Below are 20,052 nucleotides of genomic sequence, written 5' to 3'. Positions count from 1 at the left end.
TAGGATAATTTTTTGATGTAATACAAAAAAAGCCCCACTCAAATGAGCAGGGCTTCCTAAATTAGAATTACACTTATTTATCTTAAGAACCACACATCTCGCATCCTTCTGGATCGTCCAGAGAGCATTGCATTGCAGCTTGTTGATCAAGTTGCGCCTGTGTCTGTGCTTGAGCCCCTACTACCGCCGGTTGAGCGGCTGTGGCTTCCTTTGGCTGTTCTTTCTTTTCTTTTGATACCGTAAACTTGATAGCGTCTGTTGCCGCCTTAGTTCTCAAGTAGTACATGCCGGTCTTCAACCCTTTTTTCCAAGCATAAAAATGCATAGAGGTCATCTTTCCGAAGTTGGCATCCTGAAGGTGGATGTTCAAACTTTGACTTTGACAGATATAAGCCCCTCTATCGGCAGACATATCGATGATTGCTTTCTGAGAAATTTCCCAAACAGTCTTGTATCGTTCTTTGATCTCATCTGGAATCTCAGCGATGTTTTGGATAGATCCGTTCTCCGCTTTGATTCTGTTCATCATGCGTTCATCCCATAAGCCAAGGTCGATAAGCTCACTCATTAAATGCTTGTTTGCTACAATGAATTCGCCTGAAAGTACTCGTCTTAAATATAGGTTCGAAGTATAAGGTTCGAAGCACTCATTGTTTCCAAGAATCTGAGAAGTGGAAGCTGTAGGCATTGGTGCAAGGAGGAGCGAGTTTCTAACGCCATTCTTCTTTACTTTCTGCTTAAGCTCAGTCCAATCCCATCTACCGGAATCTGGAGTCACGCCCCACATATCGAACTGGAAGACTCCTTTAGATACTGGAGATCCTTTGAATGTTTCATATGCCCCTTCTACTTCTGCTATTTCCATGGACGTCTCCATTGCCGCATAATAGATTGTCTCAAAAATCTCTTTGTTGAGCTTCTGAGCTTCCTCAGATTCAAATGCCATTTTCAGCAATAGGAAAGTATCTGCAAGACCTTGAACACCAATTCCAATCGGTCGATGCTTCATGTTAGAGTTTCTTGCTTCTGGAACAGGGTAGTAATTCACATCTATCACCTTGTTCAGGTTACGAGTCACCACTTTAGTTATTTCATATAATCTCTGATGATCAAACTTACCATCGATCACGAATCTCGAGAGTGCAATAGAAGCAAGGTTACAAACAGCCACTTCATCTTTGGAAGTGTACTCCATGATCTCAGTACATAAATTACTGGATCGGATCGTACCTAGATTCTTTTGATTTGACTTTTTGTTGGCTGCATCCTTATACAACATATAAGGAGTACCCGTTTCGATTTGTGATTCGAGAATTTCAAACCATAGATCTTGTGCTTTTATGGTTTTTCTGCCTTTTCCTTCTCGCTCGTATTTTTCATACAAAGCTTCAAACTCATCTCCATAAGCTTCGTAAAGCCCAGGACATTCGTCGGGTGACATGATGGTCCAATCACCATTATCTTCTACACGTTTCATGAAAAGATCTGGAATCCACAATGCGTAGAAAAGATCTCTTGCACGCATTTCCTCTTTACCGTGATTCTTTCTTAAATCAAGGAAGTCGAAGATATCAGCATGCCAAGGCTCTATGTAGATAGCAAAGCTTCCTTTTCGTTTCCCACCTCCTTGATCGACATATCGAGCAGTCATGTCAAAGTTTCGAAGCATTGGCACTATTCCATTGGAAGTACCATTGGTTCCTTTGATGTATGCTCCAGTTGCTCTTACATTATGAATGCTGAGTCCAATGCCACCAGCTGACTGAGAAATTTTCGCACATTGCTTGAGCGTATCGTAGATTCCATCGATGCTGTCATCCTGCATTGAGAGTAGGAAACAAGAAGAAAGCTGTGGCTTTGGTGTTCCTGCGTTGAATAAGGTAGGAGTAGCATGAGTGAACCACTTCTCAGACATTAAGTTGTATGTCTGAATGGCCGAGTCAATATCCTCACCATGAATACCGACAGAAACTCTCATCAGCATGTGTTGTGGGCGTTCCACAATTTTACCGTCAAGCTTCATTAGGTATGAACGCTCTAAAGTCTTATAGCCAAAGTAGTCGTAGTTGTAATCTCTGTTGTAATCAATCGCGTCATCTAGCTTTTTTGCATTGGATCGAATGATACCATATACTTCTTTTGAAAGAAGTGCGGCATTAGCGCCAGTTTTAGGATTGATGTACTCATACATTCTCTTCATTGTGTTTGAGAATGAAGTCTCAGTCACTTTATGAAGGTTGGAAATAGAAATACGAGCTGCGAGCTTGGCGAAATCTGGGTGACGAGTAGTCATGGTTGCAGAGGTTTCAGCTGCAAGGTTGTCTAGCTCAATGGTGGAGACACCATCGTACAAACCATCGATCACTTTTTTGGCAATCTCTACAGGCTTTACATAATCTGCATTTAAACTATAACACAGCTTCTCAATCCGAGCTGTGATTTTGTCAAATTTTACGGACTCTCGTCTTCCGTCTCTTTTTACTACTAACATAGGGCTATCGTGATAAGGTGATTACAATAAATTTTTTAAAAGTCTTCATCTAATGAAAATTTGGATTTCCCACTATCTCCATCCATAACGCCGGCTTTCTGATATTCTCCAACTCTTTTTTCAAAGAAATTCGTTTTTCCTTGTAGGGAAATCATTTCCATGAAGTCAAAAGGATTGGAAGAGTTATATATTTTGTCGCATCCGAGCTCGCCTAAAAGTCTATCAGCAACAAACTCGATGTACTGGCACATCAAATCTGAGTTCATTCCTATTAGTTTCACTGGGAGGGCATCGGTCACAAATTCTTTTTCGATGGCTACAGCATCTTGTATGATTTTCTGAACAGTATCTTTGGGTAGCTGATTTTTCACATGATCTGTGTACAAGAGACAAGCAAAGTCACAATGAAGACCTTCGTCTCTTGAGATGAGCTCATTGGAGAATGAAAGCCCGGGCATTAAGCCTCTTTTCTTTAACCAAAAGATGCTGCAGAAACTTCCAGAGAAAAATATACCTTCTACTGCAGCGAATGCAACTAGTCTTTCAGCAAATGATCCGTCATCTATCCACTGTAAAGCCCAGTCTGCCTTTTTCTTCACACAGTCCATTGTTTCAATGGCATTGAATAGGTAGTCTTTCTCTTTGGGATCTTTAACGTAGCTATCTATTAATAAGGAGTAAGTCTCGGAATGGATATTTTCTACAGCTATCTGAAAGCCATAGAAAAACTTAGCTTCTGTATACTGAACTTCAGCAACGAAATTTTCGGCGAGGTTTTCATTCACAATGCCATCACTAGCTGCAAAGAATGCGAGAACATGCTTGATGAAGTGTTTTTCATCATCAGTCATGGTGTTATTCCAGTCCTTCAGGTCTTGACTTAGGTCAATTTCTTCTGCAGTCCAAAAGCTAGCTTCTGCTTTTTTATAAAACTCCCAGATGTCATTATGTTGAATTGGAAAGAGAACAAAGCGATCTTTATTCTCCTTAAGGATAGGTTCTTCTACATGTGCTGCTACTTCGCTCATAATATTCTGTTAATTCAAATAGTTTTTAGTCTATTATATAACAATAAAACGTCCCTGAGCTCACTAAAATGAGTGTGCCTTTATGAAAACTTTTTAAGTCTTGGGATACAGCCCTAAGAGTGGTTTATTTTTCTCGGTGGCGTGTCTACAAATTTGTTGAAAACAGAGTGAAATTCCAAGCAGTTATTACGGGTGCGGAAGGTGCGATTTGGAAATTATTAATTTATGATAACGAGTTGTTTTTTAGCGTATTAACGTCCAATTACACAACCGTAACTTTGAGGAAAACACGCAGAAATGGGGGTAAAAAAAAGTTAAAAAAAAATAAAAAATATTTTAACTGCACTTTATATGCACTTCCTATTTGAATATTCATATTGAAAATATATCTTTGCAATCCTTTTTTCAAAAGAAGATAAAATGTACGCGATAGTAGACATTGCTGGGAAGCAGTATAAAGCAGAGAAAGACAAATTCCTTTACGCTCCATTGATGGACGGCAAGGAGGGTGCAAAAGTAGACTTTGATAAAGTACTACTAGTAGATAATGACGGCAAAGTAAAGGTAGGAGCACCTACAGTTAAGGGAGCCAAAGTATCTGCTAAGATTCTTGAGCATGTGAAAGACGATAAAGTGATCGTGTTCAAAAAGAAAAGAAGAAAAGGCTACAAGGTGAAAAATGGTCACCGTCAGCAATTTTCTAAAATTTTGATTGAAGACATTAAAGGATAAAATCTCATGGCACATAAGAAAGGTGTAGGTAGTTCTAAAAACGGAAGAGAGTCGGAAAGTAAACGACTTGGAGTAAAAATCTTCGGTGGACAGAAAGCAATAGCTGGGAATATCATCGTTCGTCAGAGGGGAACAAAACATCATCCTGGCGATAACGTGGGTCTTGGAAAAGATCATACATTATTCGCATTATCTGATGGTGTTGTGAAATTCCATAAAGGAAAGAAAGACAGATCTTACGTTAGCGTAGAGCCATCTGCGGAGTAAAATTTCAATTTACATTTTTTAGGAAAAGCTCAACTGTCAATTTTGACGGGAGGAAAAACTTTGCGTAAGCAATATTAGGTTAGGTTAGTTAGAGTATTGAAAAAAGGGGTTCCGTTTGGAACCCCTTACTCTTTTGCATCAACGTTGCTTATGCTTTCTCCTTATTCTTTTTGGGTCTTCCAGGAAGAACCGTGTCCGGTTTGAAACCGTTCTTGTACCTCTTCTTTCGAGTCTTCCAAACTTTGTAGTTGTTTTTGTTTCCAACTTCAAACTGCCACTTCATATGCTCCGAAGGAGTCATCCATTCCAGGTTCTCGAAATAATTGTTTCTCGGATTATTGTCATTGTGGATGATCATCGTTTTTTCCAGACTCTCTCTTTTCACAAAGACTTTTGCCGTCTCCTTGTGTGGATACACTGTTCGGCGTTTTCCGTTATCATCAATTAAATCTAAGAAATAACATTTGCAGATTTTATTCCATCGCTGGCGCATCAGCTTTCCTCGCAATTTCATATGCGTTTTACTGCCCTTGTGCCATACTTTCCTGCTTTTACTTCTTATTTTACCTCGGTTGGAAATTTCATAGTTCGAGAAACCATCGATTGGTCCCCAAGCTTCATCCTTTTTTTGATCTGCCATTTAGCTCGCTTTTTTTTGATTATTAAACAAGCTGATTCTTAATGAGTGTCAAATGTAATAATTTTTCGGATTATCAATTGATAATACAAGAACGTTATTTCTCGTATTTTTTTGGAGCGTACAAAAAACCAAAAGCTTCAGCGTCTTCTTTTGTGTGTTTTTCATGGTGTACGTAGTGTGCACGCATGATTCGCTTCATGTATTTACTTTTTGCTTTGAATGGAATTTTAATTCTTCTGTGTACGATGATATCGTGAAATATAAAATAGAACAAGCCGTAACAGAGAATTCCAATTCCTATATATAGCAACCACCAGAACTGTGGATAATTATTGTAGCCTACGTAGATAGTTAAGATGGATGGAATACTAAAAACCAAGGCGAAAAGATCGTTTCTTTCAAGCGCATGATCGTGCACTTTGTGGTGAGACCTATGCCAGCTCCATAAAAAACCATGCATGATATATTTATGTGTAAACCATGCAACACCTTCCATGAAAAAAAAGGTAGCAACGACAATAAGTATATTGATCAGTGTTGTCATAAATTTCTATTCTTAACAAAGGCAAATGTAGTCTTGTTTGCTATACAATAACATTCAGTTTGTGAAGAAAGTAACACTTGATTAGTAGCATCATTTTGTGAAAATTTGGAACACGGATTCGTTCTGACTTTACTTTCTCGGGAGATAATCGACTGATTTTCTTAAACAATACCGCATAGTATATATAGGCTAAATAAACTCCACCACGCACTCCCTTGGGTAATTCACGTATGCCGACAAGAGCTTTTTTAAATTCATCTCTGATGTCCGCTTCTATTTCCTTTTTTTCTCCGCTATTGAAATCCTCAAAATCTATCCCCGGGAAATAGACACGACCTCTTTCATCATAATCACTTTTAATGTCGCGAAGAAAATTTACCTTCTGAAAGGCAGAACCGAGATGCTTCGCAGAGGGAAGTAGCCTTTGATATTCTTTTTCTTCTCCACCGCAAAACACTTTCAAACACATGAGTCCAACGACTTCCGCACTGCCATATATGTACTTTTTGTAATCTGAATCAACGTAATCTTTTTTACTGAGATCCATCTCCATACTTACCAGAAAAGCTTCGATTAAATCATGATCGATTTTGTATTCATTCACCACATTTTGAAATGAGTGAAGAACAGGATTTAAGCTTATTTTTTCATCTATAGACCTATAAGTGTCTGCCTTGAATCGCAGAAGGAGTTCTCTTTTATCATGTGCATGAAAAGTGTCTACAATTTCATCGGCATATCTGACAAAACCATAGATGGCATAAATTGGATCATGGTATTTTTTATGCAGCGTGCGAATGCCTAAGGAGAAGGATGTGCTGTAAGTTTTCGTGATGAGCTTACTGCAATCAAATGCGGTTTGTGTATAGAGTTCTTCCATCAACTCTTAAAAATAGGAAAATCTTTTCCGATTTCTCTGGCAATAACTTCTCCTGAAATTAAGGAAGGCGGAACACCTGGACCAGGTACTGTTAATTGGCCTGTGTAGTACAGGTTTTTTAGACGTTTATTTTTTAGTGATGGCTTCAGAATTGCCGTTTGCCTTAAGGTATTGGCTAGTCCGTAGGCGTTTCCCTTGAATGAGTGATAGTCGTCTATGAATTCCTTATGTGCGTAACTCCTTTTGGTAATGATGTGGTCACGTATGCTTTCCCCGGTGAAAGTCTCAAGCTTATTCATAATCAATTGGAAATAGCGTTCTCTAGTTTCATCTGAATCTTCGATACCCGGTGCTACTGGTATAAGAACTACCAGGTTTTCTTTGCCCTTCGGAGCTACAGAGTCATCGGTTTTTGAGGTGGCTGAAACGTATAACAATGGTTTACTTGGCCACTGAGGATTGTCGTAGATCTCGCTGGCATGCAGTTTGAAATCTTCGTCAAAGAATAAGGTGTGGTGTTGAAGGTTGGGTAGCTCTTTATCTACGCCAATGTAAAAAAGAAGGGATGAAGGTGCCAGCACTCTAGAGTCCCAATATTTTTTGCTATAATTCTGAAATGAGGGGGGGAGTAGGTGTTGATCGATGTGATGATAATCCGCTCCGGCAACCACTATGTCACATTCATAAGTTTCACTTGATGTGTTTACGGATGAAACTTTATTTCCGCTAAATGAAAAATTGGTTACTTCTTCTCCAAGTTTGATGTTTACGCCTTGTTCGTTAGCTAATTTCACCATCCCCATTACCACTGAATTCATTCCTCCTTTGGGATACCATGTGCCTAAGGAAAGATCTGCATAATTCATTAAACTGTATAGTGCAGGGGTATTCTCGGACGTCGCTCCGAGAAACAGAATGGGAAACTCCATTAACTGAATGAGTCGCTCATCTTTAAAATGTTTCCTCACATGCTTGGCAATAGAGGTGAATACATCCATTTTGAACAGGCCTAGAAGTAGTTTTGCATCTATAAATTCAAGCAATGACCTGCTAGGCTTATATACAAGTTTTTTGACACCAACATCATATTTAAACTTTGCCTGCTTGAGAAAAGATTGAAGCTTTTTACTACTACCTGCTTCTATTTCTTCAAACAGTTTTTCTAAATCCGACATACTTGCCGGAATATCGATGGTATCATGTTTAAACTTGATCCGGTAGGATGGATTTAGCCGATCAAGCTGATAATAATCGCTTACACTTTTATCGAATGAGTTGAAAAATTTTTCAAATACATCAGGCATCCAATACCATGACGGCCCCATATCCCATGTAAAACCTTTATCACTATAGCTTCTGGCTCTACCGCCAGGTTGATCATTCTTTTCAAGAAGAGTAACCTGGTATCCCATTTTCGCTAAATGGCAGGAACAAGAAAGGCCGGAAAATCCGGCCCCTATGACTACTACTCTACTGTGTGAATTTTTAGTTGGCATATACTTTTAACCCTTTCTTTAGTTCATGCCTAGCTATGTGAATCCTATTCTTCACCGTTCCAATTGGAATGTTAAGCTTATCGGCTATTTCATGGTATTTGAAACCTCTAAAATAAAGGGTAAAGGGAACTTTGTACATGTCTTTCAAGCCTTCAATTGCTGCTTGGATGTCTTTCATTACAAAATCACCATGTGCTTTGTTTTCAATGATTGAGCTTGTCGAATTGATGAAGTGATTGTTGTCGGTGGTATCTATGAAGGTATTTCTTCGAACCATTCGCTGATAATTGGTGATAAAAGTATTTCGCATGATGGTATACATCCATGCTTTCAGGTTTGTGCCATCCTGAAACTTATCTCTATTTGAATACGCTTTGAATACGGTTTCTTGCAATAAATCATTTGCATCTTCCCCGTCTTTGGTGAGTTTTAGCGCATATGGTTTTAGTGAACTTGTGAGGTTTTCAATCTTGTAACCGAATTCTAAAGCTGTCATTTTGTTTAACGTTTAGTTCGAAATGTTAAACAAATGTAATCATTTTGTTTAACGAAACAAGTAAAAGATTAAACAAGATGGAGAATGTTTTTAAAAAACCGGTTTGAATGCTTAATTAAGCTGTTTTATGGTGAGTGTTTGTGTCAGTTCAATGAGATCATCGAACTGATTGAGAATGCTAACATTGGACGGAAATTCTAAATCTTGGCCAATAACACGACTACCAGTCACATAAACTTGACAGTTTTGAAATTTGCTACCCAGACGTTTGACAAACTTTGGCACTTCTTTGGATTCAGGTGCGGTTGTCATTGCTGTGATGATAAATTGAGGATTTAGCTTTAGGTATACTTCTTCAATTGCATCAATCGGTACAGTTTGTCCAAAGAAGATGGTTCTCACTCCTTTAGATCGAAGCAGAAAGTTGGCAAACAACAGACCTAATTCATGTAACTCACCTTCAGGTAGGAATAGGAGAAACAGTGGACCGCTATTGCTGGACTCTGCCTGATCTGTGGCAACAATTAGTTTTTGACGAACAAGATGTGTGATGAAATGTTCTTGTGCTGGATTGATTGAATTGGTCATCCATAATATCCCAATTTTATGCATGAAGGGATAAATGATTTCCATCATCGTCTTTTCAAATCCTAGCATATTGATACTTTCTTCCAAAAGGGAGCTGAATTCTTCCTCGTCTAGATCAATCATTGCAAGTGTCAAAGCACTAATTTGATCTTGATGCGATCGATTTTCAATGCTAATTTTTCGGACACCTTCTTCAAGCAAGTCCATTGGCATAGCTACAATCTTGCTAATCTTCATGCCATGATCCTTAAGCATGGCAATATTTAGTATGAGCTTTAGATCCACATCATTATAGAATCGGATATTGGTTTCCGTCCGCTGTGGAGAGAAAAGATCATAGCGCTGTTCCCATATACGTATCGTATGGGCTTTTATTCCTGAGAGGTGCTCAAGATCTTTTATGGAGTATACGCTCATAACCACATTAACAAGCTATTAAATTAATTGTTTGAAACCTCTGGAGGTTAATTTTTCGTTCCTTAATTTGCCAAACCTAATAAAGGACGAATGATTTTATATAATGTTACTGTCAACATAGACGATGATGTAGAGCAAGAATGGATTGAGTGGATGAAAGTCACTCACATTCCTGAGGTTATGGAAACTGGGTTCTTTACGGACCATCGAATGATGAAGATGCTTTCAGAAAGCCAGGATGATACCGGGTCTACTTATGCTATTCAGTATATGGCCGAGACTTTAGGACATCTCGAAACCTATTTAAATACGGTGGCTCCCAAGATTCAAAAAAAATCCATTATTAAATATGGGACTAAAATGGCAGCTTTTCGCACGGTACTAGAAGAGGTCTAAAAGTCGATATTGCAGTTGATCCACTCTTCATCAAAGTTGGTTTTATATTTTTTGTAGAAGTTGATAGCGGGCTCGTTCCAGTCAAGAACCTGCCACATCATGCCTGTACATTTGGTATTTTTAGCGATCTTAATGATTGCCTCAAAGAGTAGTTTGCCGGCTCCCACACCTCTCTTTGGCTCATTTACTATCAAATCTTCCAAATACATACGCTTACCTTTCCAGGTGGAATAGCGATAATAATATATGGCACTTCCTATAATATTCCCTTCTTCAACTGCAACGATAAATTCATAAATGGGATTTTGACCAAAGCCATCTTCCTCCATTTTTTCCACAGAGTTGATGACTTGATCAAGTCCATTTTCATAGACAGCAAGCTCTTTGATTAACTCAAAAACGGAACTAAGATCTTTTTTTTCTCCTTTTCTAATTTCTATCATGACTATTTAAATAAAAAACCCTCCCCCGTTACCGAAGGAGGGTAGAGTATCGATATACTAAAATTACATTTTTTTCTTGGCCAACTCTGGAATCACTCCCATGCTGTACCAGGCATATGAATACATGTCAGCACTCAATTCAATGCGCTTCTCTGTAGACATGCCAGCACCATGACCTGCTTTTGTCTCAATTCGAATCAACAATGGATTTGGATTGTCTTTATTTTTCTCCTGTAATGTCGCAGCATATTTAAATGAATGCGCAGGAACTACTCGATCGTCATGATCTGCGGTGGTCACCATCACTGCCGGATAGGTTGCATTCGGATCAATGTTATGTACTGGTGAATATGAGCGGAGGTAATTGAACATTTCCTCAGAATCTTCAGAAGTGCCGTAATCGGCAGCCCATGCTCGGCCAATGGTAAAGTTTTGGTATCGAAGCATGTCCATCACACCTACCATAGGGAACGCAACTTTTGCCAAATCCGGACGCATGTTTATGGTTGCTCCTACAAGAAGCCCGCCGTTAGATCCTCCTTGAAGCGCAAGGTACTCTGATGAAGTATAGCCTTCGCTGATGAGGTACTCTCCCGCCGCAATGAAATCGTCAAATACATTAATCTTTTGGAGTTTGGTTCCTGCCTTGTGCCACTCTTCTCCATATTCTCCACCACCTCTAATGTTAGGCATGGCAAAGACACCACCATTCTCTAACCAAACTAAGCGAGAGGTGCTGAAGGATGGCCTCAAACTGATATTGAACCCACCGTAAGAGTAAAGCCAAGTAGGGTTTTTTCCATCTAATTCAACTCCTTTTTTGTGTACGATGAACATTGGAACTTTGGTGCCATCCTTACTGGTATAGAAGATTTGCTTCGTTTCGTATTCATCTGGATTGAAATCCAACTCAGGTCTTCTATGAAGTTCTGATTCACCTGAAGAAATATCATATTTGTAGACAGAAGAAGGAACAGTAAATGAGGTAAAGGTGTAGAAGAGCTCTGTAGCATCAGCTGAGCCTCCAAAACCTCGTGCAGTGCCAATGCCTGGTAGCTCCACATCACGTATGAGACTGCCTTTGTAGTCATACTGCTTGATAGCTGTCTTAGCATCAATCAAATAAGAAGTAAAGATGGTACCACCAGCAGTTCCTGCATTCATTACATTTTCAGACTCAGGGATCATGTCTACCCAATTGTCAGGTGCTGGGTTGGCGTAATTCACTCGTACAATTCGGTTGTTGGGTGCATTTAAATTGGTATGAATGATCAAGTCATCACCATCATTGCCAACAATGTAATGATCATTTTCAAAGCCTGTAACAATCGCGGTAAAGTCGTTATTCGGATCAGAAAGATCCTTCACATACAATTCATTGCCACTTGTGCCTGTATACGAGTAGATGAACAAGAATCGCTCATCCTCACTTACACCAGCGCCAAATCTGTTTTCTGGATTGCTTGGGTTGGCATATACCAGCTGGTCTTCAGTTTGATCCGTGCCCACTTTGTGATAATAGATTTTGCCATACTGGTTGGTTGCTGATAGCTCATCGCCTTCTTTTGGTTCGTCAAACCCTTGATAGTAAAATCCATCTTTGTACCAACTCATTCCAGAAAACTTAATCCAGTTGATTTCATCTCCCAACAGTGCTTTACTTTCAGTATCCATGATATAGGCTGTCCGCCAATCCGAACCACCTACTGATATATTGTATGCGGCATATTTGTAATCATCAGAAAAGCTTAAACCACCAAGTGCTGTGGTGCCATCTTCGGAAAAGGAATTTGGATCAAGAAATACTTCTGGTTCTCCATCGAAGTTCTTTACTCGATAAAGAATCGATTGATTTTGCAGTCCGTCATTTTTATAGAAATAATAGTAATCACCTCGTTTAAACGGAGCACTTATTTTTTCGTAATCTTCCAGCGCAGTTAGTCGGGCTTTTACTTCATCTCTGAAATCAATATTGCTCAGGTAAGAGTTTGTGACTTGATTTTGAGATTTTACCCACTCGGCTGTTTCATCGGAGGTGTCATCTTCCAACCATCGGTAGGGGTCTGGCACTTCATTTTCGAAGTAGACATCTACAGTGTCCCCCTTTTTTGCTGCCGGATAGTTCAGATTTGCCGCACTTTGTTCTTGAGTTTGGCAGGACCATAGTAGAATTATGGATAAAGGAAAGATTAGTTTCTTCATAGCTTACGATTTTTATAAGCTATGAAGATAATGAGTGCAAAGTGAAATCACCAAGGACTTTACATCAGAGGTATTAGCTCTTTCGGATTTCCTGGAAACCCAGGTAAGGATGCAATACTTCTGGCATTTTAATATGATCAACGTGTTGGTTGTTTTCAAGAATAGCGGCCATGATTCGAGGAATAGCCAAAGCGCTTCCATTTAACGTATGTGCTAATTCTTTTTTTCCGTCGCTGTTTTTAATTCGGAGCTTTAGCCTGTTTGCCTGGAATGCCTCAAAGTTTGACACTGAACTGACCTCTAGCCATTTTTCTTGAGCGGCTGAATAAACCTCGAAATCATAGGTGATTACCGAAGTGAAACCAAGGTCACCTGCACATAGTTTCAGAATTCGATACGGTAAGCCTAACGATTTAATCAGATCTTCTACATGGCCAACCATTCTATCCAATGCCTCATATGACTTTGAAGGCTTGACTACCTGTACTATTTCGACCTTGTCGAATTGGTGTAATCTATTTAATCCGCGCACATGAGAACCCCATGAACCTGCTTCCCTTCTAAAGCAAGGTGTATGCCCGGTGTGCTTAATGGGGAGTTGTTCTTCCTTTAAAATTGTATCGCGATACATGTTGGTGATCGGCACTTCAGCTGTTGGTATTAGGTATAAATCATTCGCTTCCATGTGATACATCTGCCCTTCCTTGTCAGGGAGCTGTCCAGTGCCTAGCCCAGATGCCTCATTGATAACTACCGGTGGCTGTACTTCTTCATATCCAGCTTCAGAAGCTTTGTCAAGAAAGTAGTTGACCATACCTCTGACCAGTCGTGCACCTTGTTTCTTGTAGAATGGAAACCCGGCACCAGTTACCTTATTCCCAGTTTCAAAATCCACAATATCATATTCTTCAATCAAATCCCAATGAGGTTTATTATTGGTACCCAAATCAGGAATGCCATCATCAACTACTTTTATGACTTCATTGTCTTCATCGGTTTTTCCGGCAGGGACGGATTCATGCGGAATATTTGGGATATTATACAGGCTATTCGTTAGTGAATTTTCGACTATGTTGAGCTCCTCGCTTAGATTTTTGCTTTTTTGTTTTAAATCTGAGGTCTTTGCTTTGGCCGCTTCAGCTTCATCTTTTTTCCCTTGCTGAAATAATTGTCCTATTTCTTTGGCTAGTTTATTTGATTCGTGAAGGACTTCATCGAGTTCACCTTGAAGCTTTTTCCTTTGACCATCAAGGGCTAAAACATCCTTAAGAAGGCTTTCTGCTTGTTCCAGCCCTCTTTTTTTTAGCCCATTCGTATATCTTTCAAACTCTTTTTCTATCGTTGAAACCTGCAGCATGAATGTCAAATTTTATTCGTCCGCAAAGAAAAATGATTTTAGGTTGAAATTGTGCTTCAAATTGTAATTAGTAAAATTTTAGTTGCTATTTGTGAAATAGTGGGGGATGGTCTATCATTGCGATGCAATCCACGAAAAACTCATCCGGGTTTTTATGCTTGACAAAGCAAAAACGAGCGATTACCAAATTATTCTTAGGAATCATTTACTATAAAAATTTGAAACCCTTTTTTACACACAGTTATGTACACACTAGATGATCTTAGTGTCATGTTGCTATCCGAATTGAAAGAGATAGCAGAGAAACTAGGAATTAAGAACCACAAAAAACTTGCAAAGCAAGATCTTATCTACGCTATTCTTGATCAACAAGCAAGCATGCCGGAAGGCGAAATCAAAAAGATTAAAAATGAAGCATTGGGAGTAGCACCTGCTGAAGAGCCTAAAGAAAAGGTCGAGAAGAAACCTCGAGCAAAAAAAGAAGCTCCTAAAAAAGATAAACCTGAGGGAGAGAATAAAGAAGACAAGAAGGATCAGTCTGACAAGAAAGAACACGCAGAGAAAAAGCGTCATGACGATAAAAGATCAGAAGACAAGCCAGAGAAGAAAGATGGCGACAATAAAGAGCGTCAAGAAAGAGATAGCCAGCGAGCTGAACGAGAAGCAGAGCGTCTGGAAAAAAGAAAAAAGAAAGAAGCTTACAACGAAGAAATTAAAGAATTTGATGGTGTAATCGAGAATGAAGGAGTACTTGAAATCATGCAAGATGGTTATGGGTTTCTTCGATCTAGCGATTATCACTATCTAGCCAGTCCGGATGATATCTATGTTTCACCGTCGCAGATCAAACTTTTCGGTTTGAAAACGGGAGATACGGTGAAGGGACAAATACGACCTCCGAAAGATGGAGAAAAGTATTTTGCTCTTTTGAAGGTTGAAACTGTAAATGGCAAGACCACTGAAGAGGTGAGGGATCGAGTTGCATTTGAATACTTAACTCCCCTTTTCCCACAAGAAAAATTAAGCCTCAGCACAAAGGCGGATAATTACTCCACCAGAATTCTTGACCTTTTCTCTCCAATTGGGAAAGGACAAAGGGGAATGATTGTAGCACAACCTAAAACGGGAAAAACCGTGCTGCTTAAGAATGTAGCAAATGCGATTGCTGAGAATCATCCAGAATGCTACCTTATGGTACTTCTGATTGATGAAAGACCAGAAGAAGTAACGGATATGGCTCGTTCAGTAAAAGGAGAAGTAATTGCTTCGACTTTTGACGAACAGGCAGATAAGCATGTGAAAGTGTCCAACATGGTGCTTGAGAAAGCAAAACGGATGGTTGAGTGTGGCCATGACGTGGTGATTCTTCTAGACTCAATTACACGTCTGGCAAGGGCACATAATACGGTAGTGCCTTCCTCTGGAAAGATACTTTCGGGAGGGGTAGATGCCAATGCACTTCACAAGCCTAAGAGATTTTTTGGAGCCGCAAGAAATGTGGAAAATGGAGGGTCTTTGACGATCATCGCTACCGCACTTATTGAAACAGGTTCGAAAATGGATGAGGTAATCTTTGAGGAATTCAAAGGAACTGGTAACATGGAACTTCAATTGGATAGAAAACTTTCCAATAAACGAGTTTACCCAGCCATTGATGTTCCTGCATCTGGTACTCGTAGGGAAGATCTATTGATGGATCCGGAAGAACTTAAACGAGTATGGATACTTCGTAAGTTTATGTCAGACATGAATAGTAACGAAGCAATGGAGTTCTTGCTAAGCAAAATGAAAGGCACAACTAACAACGATGAGTTTTTGGTGAGCATGAATGGGTAACATCACTTAACAAATTATTCAAAGCCAGACTTAGGGGTCTGGCTTTTTTTTTGTGCCGTTGAGATAAGGACATAATTATTATAGAAAGTTAAATCTCAATTTGTATGAAAAAATTGCTTTTTGCATCCATGTGTATTCTTATCGTTTTGAGTAGTTGTCAAGATGAGAATGAAGAACAGTCTGTAGAGCTTACTCCGGACGAGGCTAGAGAGCTAGTGGAAAACACAGGAACACAACTGTCAGGTGATGTAGTGTCATTGGTAGAGTCAGGAGGAGTTAAAGAATTAATGCACATTGCAAACCTTCTGTCAGAAAATGATGTGGTTATTGGCGGAAGGAAAAGCCAAAAAAACTGGACTAAAGAGCGTCTTGAAATCATTGTTAAATACTTTGTAGATGGGCCTTCGGCTAGAGCAGGATCGGATGCTCCAACAACGCTAGAGGAAATCAAGGGGCTCTATACATGGAATTTTGAATTGCAGGATTTTGATTTTGAAGAGTCGGAATTTTTCATTGTAGTGTTTCCAACAGAAGGCTCTCAAGTTAATGACGCAGAGTTTAGGATAACCACTCTGGAATATGTAACAATTACTGAGATGGATGGAGGCGTACTGATATCTGAGCTTACAGCTCCAAGTGAAATAAATGCCTTTTTAAAGGTGGATGATGTTACATTAGTTGAACTCGATTATACCGTGAATTGGGTGAGCTCTGGCTTCCCAGAGAAAGCCAATGTGACACTGTTCATTCACCCGTTTGGATTCTCAATCAATTTTGATGACACCTTCCCTACAACGGCTAGTTTACTTGCTTCAATTTCAATTGACAATGAGAATATCATAGGAATTGATTTGGATGTAACATATGAGAATGAAAGCAAAGAAAATCCAAACGCCATTGAAGGTAATGTGCAGTATAGAGGACTAAAAATTGAAGGGAATGTAGATTTAACAAAAATTGGTGAAGATGGTGATCCGAATGATTTTGTCAATCTAACCTTGATTTCTGAAGAAAATGCAGTTGGTGACATTGTTTTTGTCTTAACAGAAGATGAAGATGGCTTCAAAGAGTATCTTCCATATGTACAGCATTCAGATGGGACTCAACAAAACCTTGAGGACATTCTGGCTCCAGTATTAGAAGAAATAGAAAGCTTATTCGCAGAGTTTGAATGAGCGAATATCAGCATTTTAAAAGCGTTCCTGATTTACCAGGAACGCTTTTTATTTTCCATCTATATAGCCTTGTAGGTAATTGTATTTCTCAGTCAATTCTCCCTGATTATTGGAAATGGTTGCCCTTTGAATAATACCTTGTTCATCACTTCCAAGTAGATGAGGAATGACGTTATCTATCAGTTCATTTCCGAAACTCTCTGACGCATCGCGTGGCAACTCGCAAGGTAAGTTGTCTACAGCCATGACTGTAATATTGCCTTCATCAGTTAAAGGTTGCTCCACCACATCATCACTTGGGTTGTAATCATAGATCGGATCATCTATTGTACTCGGTTTCTTTGTGGAAGGTATAGACCCCTCGATATCGCATGTTATGTCAGCGATTATTCGCACATCAAAATCGTCTCTAATGATATCCTCGCGTTGGAAAAGTACCGGGGCGGCAGGATCCCAGAATGCACAGGCAATTAGCACATCTGTTACTTTCGCATATTTTAGAAAATCACCTTCGTAATGTTCAGGATTCGCATAAAACTCATTTCTATGGAATTCTTTACCATCTTTTCGCTTATTATAATCTCTCGAATTCAATTGAGTAAATACCGGCTCTTCAAAACGTTGGCTTAGAAAATCATGCGGTGTAACTTGATTGATTCCAGCTCCTAACAATACCTCCATAGCTCCCTTCGTCACTCTTCCCCCACCAGTTAGGGCTATTTTGATGTTGGGTAGATTAATTTTCTCATACTCTTTTTTTAGATCAGCGTAATCGAAACATTCATTTGCCCTTTTCAAATGAAAAAGATTATACCTCTTTCCGTAGGTCCAAAGAGCGTTGTATGCGCCCACAATTCCTGCCCATCGTCCAAAAGCAATCACACGATTACCGTTTTCATTGGTTAGTGTTTCCCAATCAACCAGTCGAATTTTTTTGGAAAGAATCGATCTCAGTAAATCGCGATTATATTCTTGCTTTTTGATTGTATGAGAGAAAAAGAAATGAGTCTTATTGGGGATTAATTTGTCTATGGGTACTTCTTTCACACCTAGAATGATGTCACAGTCTTCGATGGAATCCACAATAGAAAGACCCACGTTTCGGTAGTCATCGTCAGAGAAGCATCTAACATCACTGGATTGAACCAGCACTTCTACATCAAAATTTTCTTTGATGTGTTTTGCTTGATGTGGAGTGAGTGGTACTCGTCTGTCTATAGGAACTTTCCCCTCTTTGATAATGCCGATTTTTGTCATTTCGCCTTGTTTAGATGCTTGCGAAATTAGTCAATCGACTTTGAGGTTTAAAAAAGGTTGCTAGTCTTTCTTCAAATCATCAAGATCATCTCTGTCCTTGAGCTTTTTATCTTCGACATTCTTGTTGAGAAACTTGTTGAGCTCTTCAATTGGCATGCTTGATGAAATCTCTCCAAAAGAATCAACTTTTAGTTCTAGCCCATCCAAATCTTTATGTACTCTTGCTTTTTCCTTCTTGCTCATAATACTATGCTTTATTCATTAACGCATTGATCGAAGATTTGATTCGGGTTGCAGCAGACTTGCCACCAAGAATTTCAATTATTGTCATCAAATCGGGCCCTGATCCTTCTCCGGTCAGCACAACTCTCAGCGTTTGCATGAACTGTCCAGGTTTATATCCAGCAGCTTCTAACGTATCCCAAAAAAGACTTTTGACTGATTCTGCGCTTATGTTCTCATGTAATTGTAGCTTCTCCGCAAAAAGTGAAAGAGCTTTTGGTGTTTCTTCACTCCACTTTTTGTTTATCACTTTCTCATCAAAAGAGGTAGGGGCTGAGAAAATGGTTAATCCACCGTCCGCAAATTCCGCTGGAAAAGTAACACGTTCTTTGAGTAGATCAATGATTTGTATTGCTGTTTCCGGGGAGCAATCTATGTCATACTTTTCTTTAAAATTCTGGATAACTTTTTCAGAGAAAAGAGCGGAATTGGTAGATCTGATGTATTGCTGATTGAACCATTTCGCTTTCTCAAAATCAAATTTGGTACCCGCCTTATTGATTCGCGTATCTGAAAACTCATTTACCAATTCACTAAGTGTGAATATTTCTTGTTCAGTACCAGGATTCCAACCCAGGAATGCCAGGAAATTGATTAGTGCTTCAGGTAAAAAACCGATTTCTTTAAAGCCCTGTGATATTTCATTGGATTCTGAATCTTTCCAATTCATTGGGAAGATGGGAAACCCTGCCTTATCGGCGGCTCTTTTGCTCAGTTTACCATTGCCGTCAGGTTTCAAAATGAGTGGGAGGTGCGCAAACTGTGGCATTTCTTCTTCCCATCCTAAAAATTGATAAAGAAGTACATGCAATGGCGCAGAAGGAAGCCATTCTTCGCCTCTGATAACATGAGTGATTTTCATAAGATGATCATCAACGATGTTGGCAAGATGGTACGTTGGCATTCCATCTGATTTCATCAATACCTTGTCATCTAATACTTCGGTGTGGACCATTACCCATCCACGCACCATGTCCTTTAGCCTTACTTCTTCTTTCTTAGGGATTTTGATTCTGATTACATAGGGATCACCATTTGCTATTCTTCGTTTAACCTCTTCTTCCGAAAGGGTAAGTGAATTTTGCATGGTTGTTCGAGTAATTGTATCATACTGAGGATTTACAACTCTGGATTCCTTGAGTCGTTCGCGCATTGCTTCAAGCTCCTCCGGAGTGTCAAAAGCGTAATATGCATTTCCCTCAGCCAGGAGTTTGTCAGCGTATTGGCGATAGATTTCTTTTCTTTCAGATTGTCTGTAAGGCCCAAAATCACCACCTTGATCTGGACCTTCATCCGGTGAAATCCCACACCAATTCAAGGTTTTTTTGATATACTCTTCTGCGCCTTCTACAAATCGAGCTTGGTCTGTATCTTCAATTCGAAGAATAAACTTTCCATTATTCTTTTTTGCAAATAAGTAATTGAATAGGGCGGTTCTTACGCCACCGATGTGAAGACCTCCTGTTGGACTCGGTGCAAATCTTACTCTTACGTTTTCCATCTATGCCTTTATTGGAGCGCAAAA

19 protein-coding genes are annotated in these 20,052 nt (G+C 39.4%); 5 read left to right on the top strand and 14 right to left on the bottom strand.

What is annotated here, in order from left to right; all coding sequences use genetic code 11:
• Positions 1–82: 82 nt before the first annotated feature.
• Entirely contained in the window at positions 83–2,491 is a 2,409-nt protein-coding gene (locus ABJF57_RS12980) for a ribonucleoside-diphosphate reductase subunit alpha (protein ID WP_462229723.1), read from the bottom strand.
• A gap of 35 nt (positions 2,492–2,526) precedes the next feature.
• Complete coding sequence (locus ABJF57_RS12975; RefSeq protein WP_462229721.1) at positions 2,527–3,519, bottom strand: ribonucleoside-diphosphate reductase small subunit; 993 nt, start codon at positions 3,517–3,519, stop codon at positions 2,527–2,529.
• A 420-nt stretch (positions 3,520–3,939) separates the two neighbouring features.
• On the opposite strand from ABJF57_RS12975, the gene rplU reads away from it, so the two are divergent.
• Together rplU and rpmA are read left to right on the top strand one after the other, a co-directional pair.
• Entirely contained in the window at positions 3,940–4,251 is a 312-nt protein-coding gene (gene rplU / locus ABJF57_RS12970) for a 50S ribosomal protein L21 (RefSeq protein WP_462229719.1), read from the top strand.
• Positions 4,252–4,257: 6 nt separating this feature from the next.
• Positions 4,258–4,518 (top strand): 50S ribosomal protein L27, encoded by a 261-nt coding sequence (gene rpmA / locus ABJF57_RS12965; RefSeq protein WP_462229717.1) that lies wholly within the window; start codon positions 4,258–4,260, stop codon positions 4,516–4,518.
• Between the two features lie 148 nt (positions 4,519–4,666).
• Here the strand turns inward: rpmA and ABJF57_RS12960 are convergent, their stop codons facing one another.
• The 6 genes from ABJF57_RS12960 to ABJF57_RS12935 all read right to left on the bottom strand — a co-directional run bounded on the left by ABJF57_RS12960 (position 4,667) and on the right by ABJF57_RS12935 (position 9,579).
• Positions 4,667–5,158 carry an NUMOD4 domain-containing protein gene (locus ABJF57_RS12960; RefSeq protein WP_462229715.1) on the bottom strand — a complete coding sequence of 164 codons (492 nt, stop codon included), beginning with the start codon at positions 5,156–5,158 and terminating at the stop codon, positions 4,667–4,669.
• A gap of 94 nt (positions 5,159–5,252) precedes the next feature.
• Entirely contained in the window at positions 5,253–5,702 is a 450-nt protein-coding gene (locus tag ABJF57_RS12955) for a sterol desaturase family protein (protein ID WP_462229713.1), read from the bottom strand.
• Positions 5,703–5,742: 40 nt separating this feature from the next.
• A complete protein-coding gene (locus tag ABJF57_RS12950; RefSeq protein WP_462229711.1) occupies positions 5,743–6,582 on the bottom strand; it encodes a phytoene/squalene synthase family protein in 840 nt (279 codons plus the stop codon).
• On the bottom strand, positions 6,582–8,078 hold the full coding sequence (locus ABJF57_RS12945) for a phytoene desaturase family protein (RefSeq protein WP_462229709.1): 1,497 nt from the start codon (positions 8,076–8,078) through the stop codon (positions 6,582–6,584). Before ABJF57_RS12945 ends, ABJF57_RS12950 begins: the two co-directional genes overlap by 1 nt.
• The gene (locus ABJF57_RS12940) at positions 8,068–8,574 is read right to left on the bottom strand and encodes an RNA polymerase sigma factor (RefSeq protein ID WP_462229707.1); all 507 of its coding nucleotides are present in this window, start codon (positions 8,572–8,574) and stop codon (positions 8,068–8,070) included. The genes ABJF57_RS12945 and ABJF57_RS12940 overlap by 11 nt, the downstream gene beginning before the upstream one ends.
• A gap of 111 nt (positions 8,575–8,685) precedes the next feature.
• Positions 8,686–9,579: a MerR family transcriptional regulator gene (locus ABJF57_RS12935; RefSeq protein ID WP_462229705.1), complete on the bottom strand. Its 894-nt coding sequence runs from the start codon at positions 9,577–9,579 to the stop codon at positions 8,686–8,688.
• 90 nt (positions 9,580–9,669) lie between these two features.
• Here ABJF57_RS12935 and ABJF57_RS12930 point away from each other — a divergent pair, with 90 nt between their 5' ends.
• Entirely contained in the window at positions 9,670–9,975 is a 306-nt protein-coding gene (locus ABJF57_RS12930) for a DUF4286 family protein (RefSeq protein WP_462229703.1), read from the top strand.
• Here the strand turns inward: ABJF57_RS12930 and ABJF57_RS12925 are convergent.
• The 3 genes from ABJF57_RS12925 to serS form a co-directional block, all read right to left on the bottom strand.
• The gene (locus ABJF57_RS12925) at positions 9,972–10,418 is read right to left on the bottom strand and encodes an N-acetyltransferase family protein (protein WP_462229701.1); all 447 of its coding nucleotides are present in this window, start codon (positions 10,416–10,418) and stop codon (positions 9,972–9,974) included. The two genes, ABJF57_RS12930 and ABJF57_RS12925, sit on opposite strands and share 4 nt — an antisense overlap.
• Positions 10,419–10,481: 63 nt before the next feature.
• Entirely contained in the window at positions 10,482–12,620 is a 2,139-nt protein-coding gene (locus ABJF57_RS12920) for a prolyl oligopeptidase family serine peptidase (protein WP_462229700.1), read from the bottom strand.
• Between the two features lie 73 nt (positions 12,621–12,693).
• Positions 12,694–13,977 (bottom strand): serine--tRNA ligase, encoded by a 1,284-nt coding sequence (gene serS / locus ABJF57_RS12915; protein ID WP_462229698.1) that lies wholly within the window; start codon positions 13,975–13,977, stop codon positions 12,694–12,696.
• A 243-nt stretch (positions 13,978–14,220) separates the two neighbouring features.
• On the opposite strand from serS, the gene rho reads away from it, so the two are divergent.
• On the top strand, positions 14,221–15,813 hold the full coding sequence (rho, locus tag ABJF57_RS12910) for a transcription termination factor Rho (RefSeq protein WP_462229696.1): 1,593 nt from the start codon (positions 14,221–14,223) through the stop codon (positions 15,811–15,813).
• Between the two features lie 104 nt (positions 15,814–15,917).
• A complete protein-coding gene (locus tag ABJF57_RS12905; RefSeq protein ID WP_462229694.1) occupies positions 15,918–16,988 on the top strand; it encodes a hypothetical protein in 1,071 nt (356 codons plus the stop codon).
• A gap of 48 nt (positions 16,989–17,036) precedes the next feature.
• Here ABJF57_RS12905 and ABJF57_RS12900 read toward each other — a convergent pair whose 3' ends face one another.
• From ABJF57_RS12900 to gltX, 3 genes are read right to left on the bottom strand one after another with little or no spacing between them, the layout of a single operon-like run.
• A complete protein-coding gene (locus ABJF57_RS12900; RefSeq protein ID WP_462229692.1) occupies positions 17,037–18,245 on the bottom strand; it encodes an NAD(P)-dependent oxidoreductase in 1,209 nt (402 codons plus the stop codon).
• Between the two features lie 60 nt (positions 18,246–18,305).
• Positions 18,306–18,488 (bottom strand): hypothetical protein, encoded by a 183-nt coding sequence (locus ABJF57_RS12895; RefSeq protein ID WP_462229690.1) that lies wholly within the window; start codon positions 18,486–18,488, stop codon positions 18,306–18,308.
• A gap of 4 nt (positions 18,489–18,492) precedes the next feature.
• Positions 18,493–20,028 carry a glutamate--tRNA ligase gene (gene gltX / locus ABJF57_RS12890; RefSeq protein ID WP_462229688.1) on the bottom strand — a complete coding sequence of 512 codons (1,536 nt, stop codon included), beginning with the start codon at positions 20,026–20,028 and terminating at the stop codon, positions 18,493–18,495.
• Positions 20,029–20,052: the final 24 nt, after the last annotated feature.

Source organism: Ekhidna sp. (assembly GCF_039940915.1).
GTDB lineage: Bacteria > Bacteroidota > Bacteroidia > Cytophagales > Cyclobacteriaceae > Ekhidna.
This window is presented reverse-complemented; position numbering and strand designations above follow the sequence as displayed.

Excerpts from the sequence above, each read along its gene's own strand:
- ABJF57_RS12940 (WP_462229707.1), bottom strand. The coding sequence starts at position 8,574 with ATGACAGCTTTAGAATTCGGTTACAAGATTGAAAACCTCACAAGTTCA.
- ABJF57_RS12895 (WP_462229690.1), bottom strand. The coding sequence starts at position 18,488 with ATGAGCAAGAAGGAAAAAGCAAGAGTACATAAAGATTTGGATGGGCTA.
- ABJF57_RS12960 (WP_462229715.1), bottom strand. The coding sequence starts at position 5,158 with ATGGCAGATCAAAAAAAGGATGAAGCTTGGGGACCAATCGATGGTTTC.
- ABJF57_RS12945 (WP_462229709.1), bottom strand. The coding sequence starts at position 8,078 with ATGCCAACTAAAAATTCACACAGTAGAGTAGTAGTCATAGGGGCCGGA.
- ABJF57_RS12950 (WP_462229711.1), bottom strand. The coding sequence starts at position 6,582 with ATGGAAGAACTCTATACACAAACCGCATTTGATTGCAGTAAGCTCATC.
- ABJF57_RS12900 (WP_462229692.1), bottom strand. The coding sequence starts at position 18,245 with ATGACAAAAATCGGCATTATCAAAGAGGGGAAAGTTCCTATAGACAGA.
- ABJF57_RS12980 (WP_462229723.1), bottom strand. The coding sequence starts at position 2,491 with ATGTTAGTAGTAAAAAGAGACGGAAGACGAGAGTCCGTAAAATTTGAC.
- ABJF57_RS12905 (WP_462229694.1), top strand. The coding sequence starts at position 15,918 with ATGAAAAAATTGCTTTTTGCATCCATGTGTATTCTTATCGTTTTGAGT.
- serS (WP_462229698.1), bottom strand. The coding sequence starts at position 13,977 with ATGCTGCAGGTTTCAACGATAGAAAAAGAGTTTGAAAGATATACGAAT.
- ABJF57_RS12925 (WP_462229701.1), bottom strand. The coding sequence starts at position 10,418 with ATGATAGAAATTAGAAAAGGAGAAAAAAAAGATCTTAGTTCCGTTTTT.
- rplU (WP_462229719.1), top strand. The coding sequence starts at position 3,940 with ATGTACGCGATAGTAGACATTGCTGGGAAGCAGTATAAAGCAGAGAAA.
- ABJF57_RS12935 (WP_462229705.1), bottom strand. The coding sequence starts at position 9,579 with ATGAGCGTATACTCCATAAAAGATCTTGAGCACCTCTCAGGAATAAAA.
- rpmA (WP_462229717.1), top strand. The coding sequence starts at position 4,258 with ATGGCACATAAGAAAGGTGTAGGTAGTTCTAAAAACGGAAGAGAGTCG.
- rho (WP_462229696.1), top strand. The coding sequence starts at position 14,221 with ATGTACACACTAGATGATCTTAGTGTCATGTTGCTATCCGAATTGAAA.
- ABJF57_RS12930 (WP_462229703.1), top strand. The coding sequence starts at position 9,670 with ATGATTTTATATAATGTTACTGTCAACATAGACGATGATGTAGAGCAA.
- ABJF57_RS12920 (WP_462229700.1), bottom strand. The coding sequence starts at position 12,620 with ATGAAGAAACTAATCTTTCCTTTATCCATAATTCTACTATGGTCCTGC.
- ABJF57_RS12975 (WP_462229721.1), bottom strand. The coding sequence starts at position 3,519 with ATGAGCGAAGTAGCAGCACATGTAGAAGAACCTATCCTTAAGGAGAAT.
- ABJF57_RS12955 (WP_462229713.1), bottom strand. The coding sequence starts at position 5,702 with ATGACAACACTGATCAATATACTTATTGTCGTTGCTACCTTTTTTTTC.
- gltX (WP_462229688.1), bottom strand. The coding sequence starts at position 20,028 with ATGGAAAACGTAAGAGTAAGATTTGCACCGAGTCCAACAGGAGGTCTT.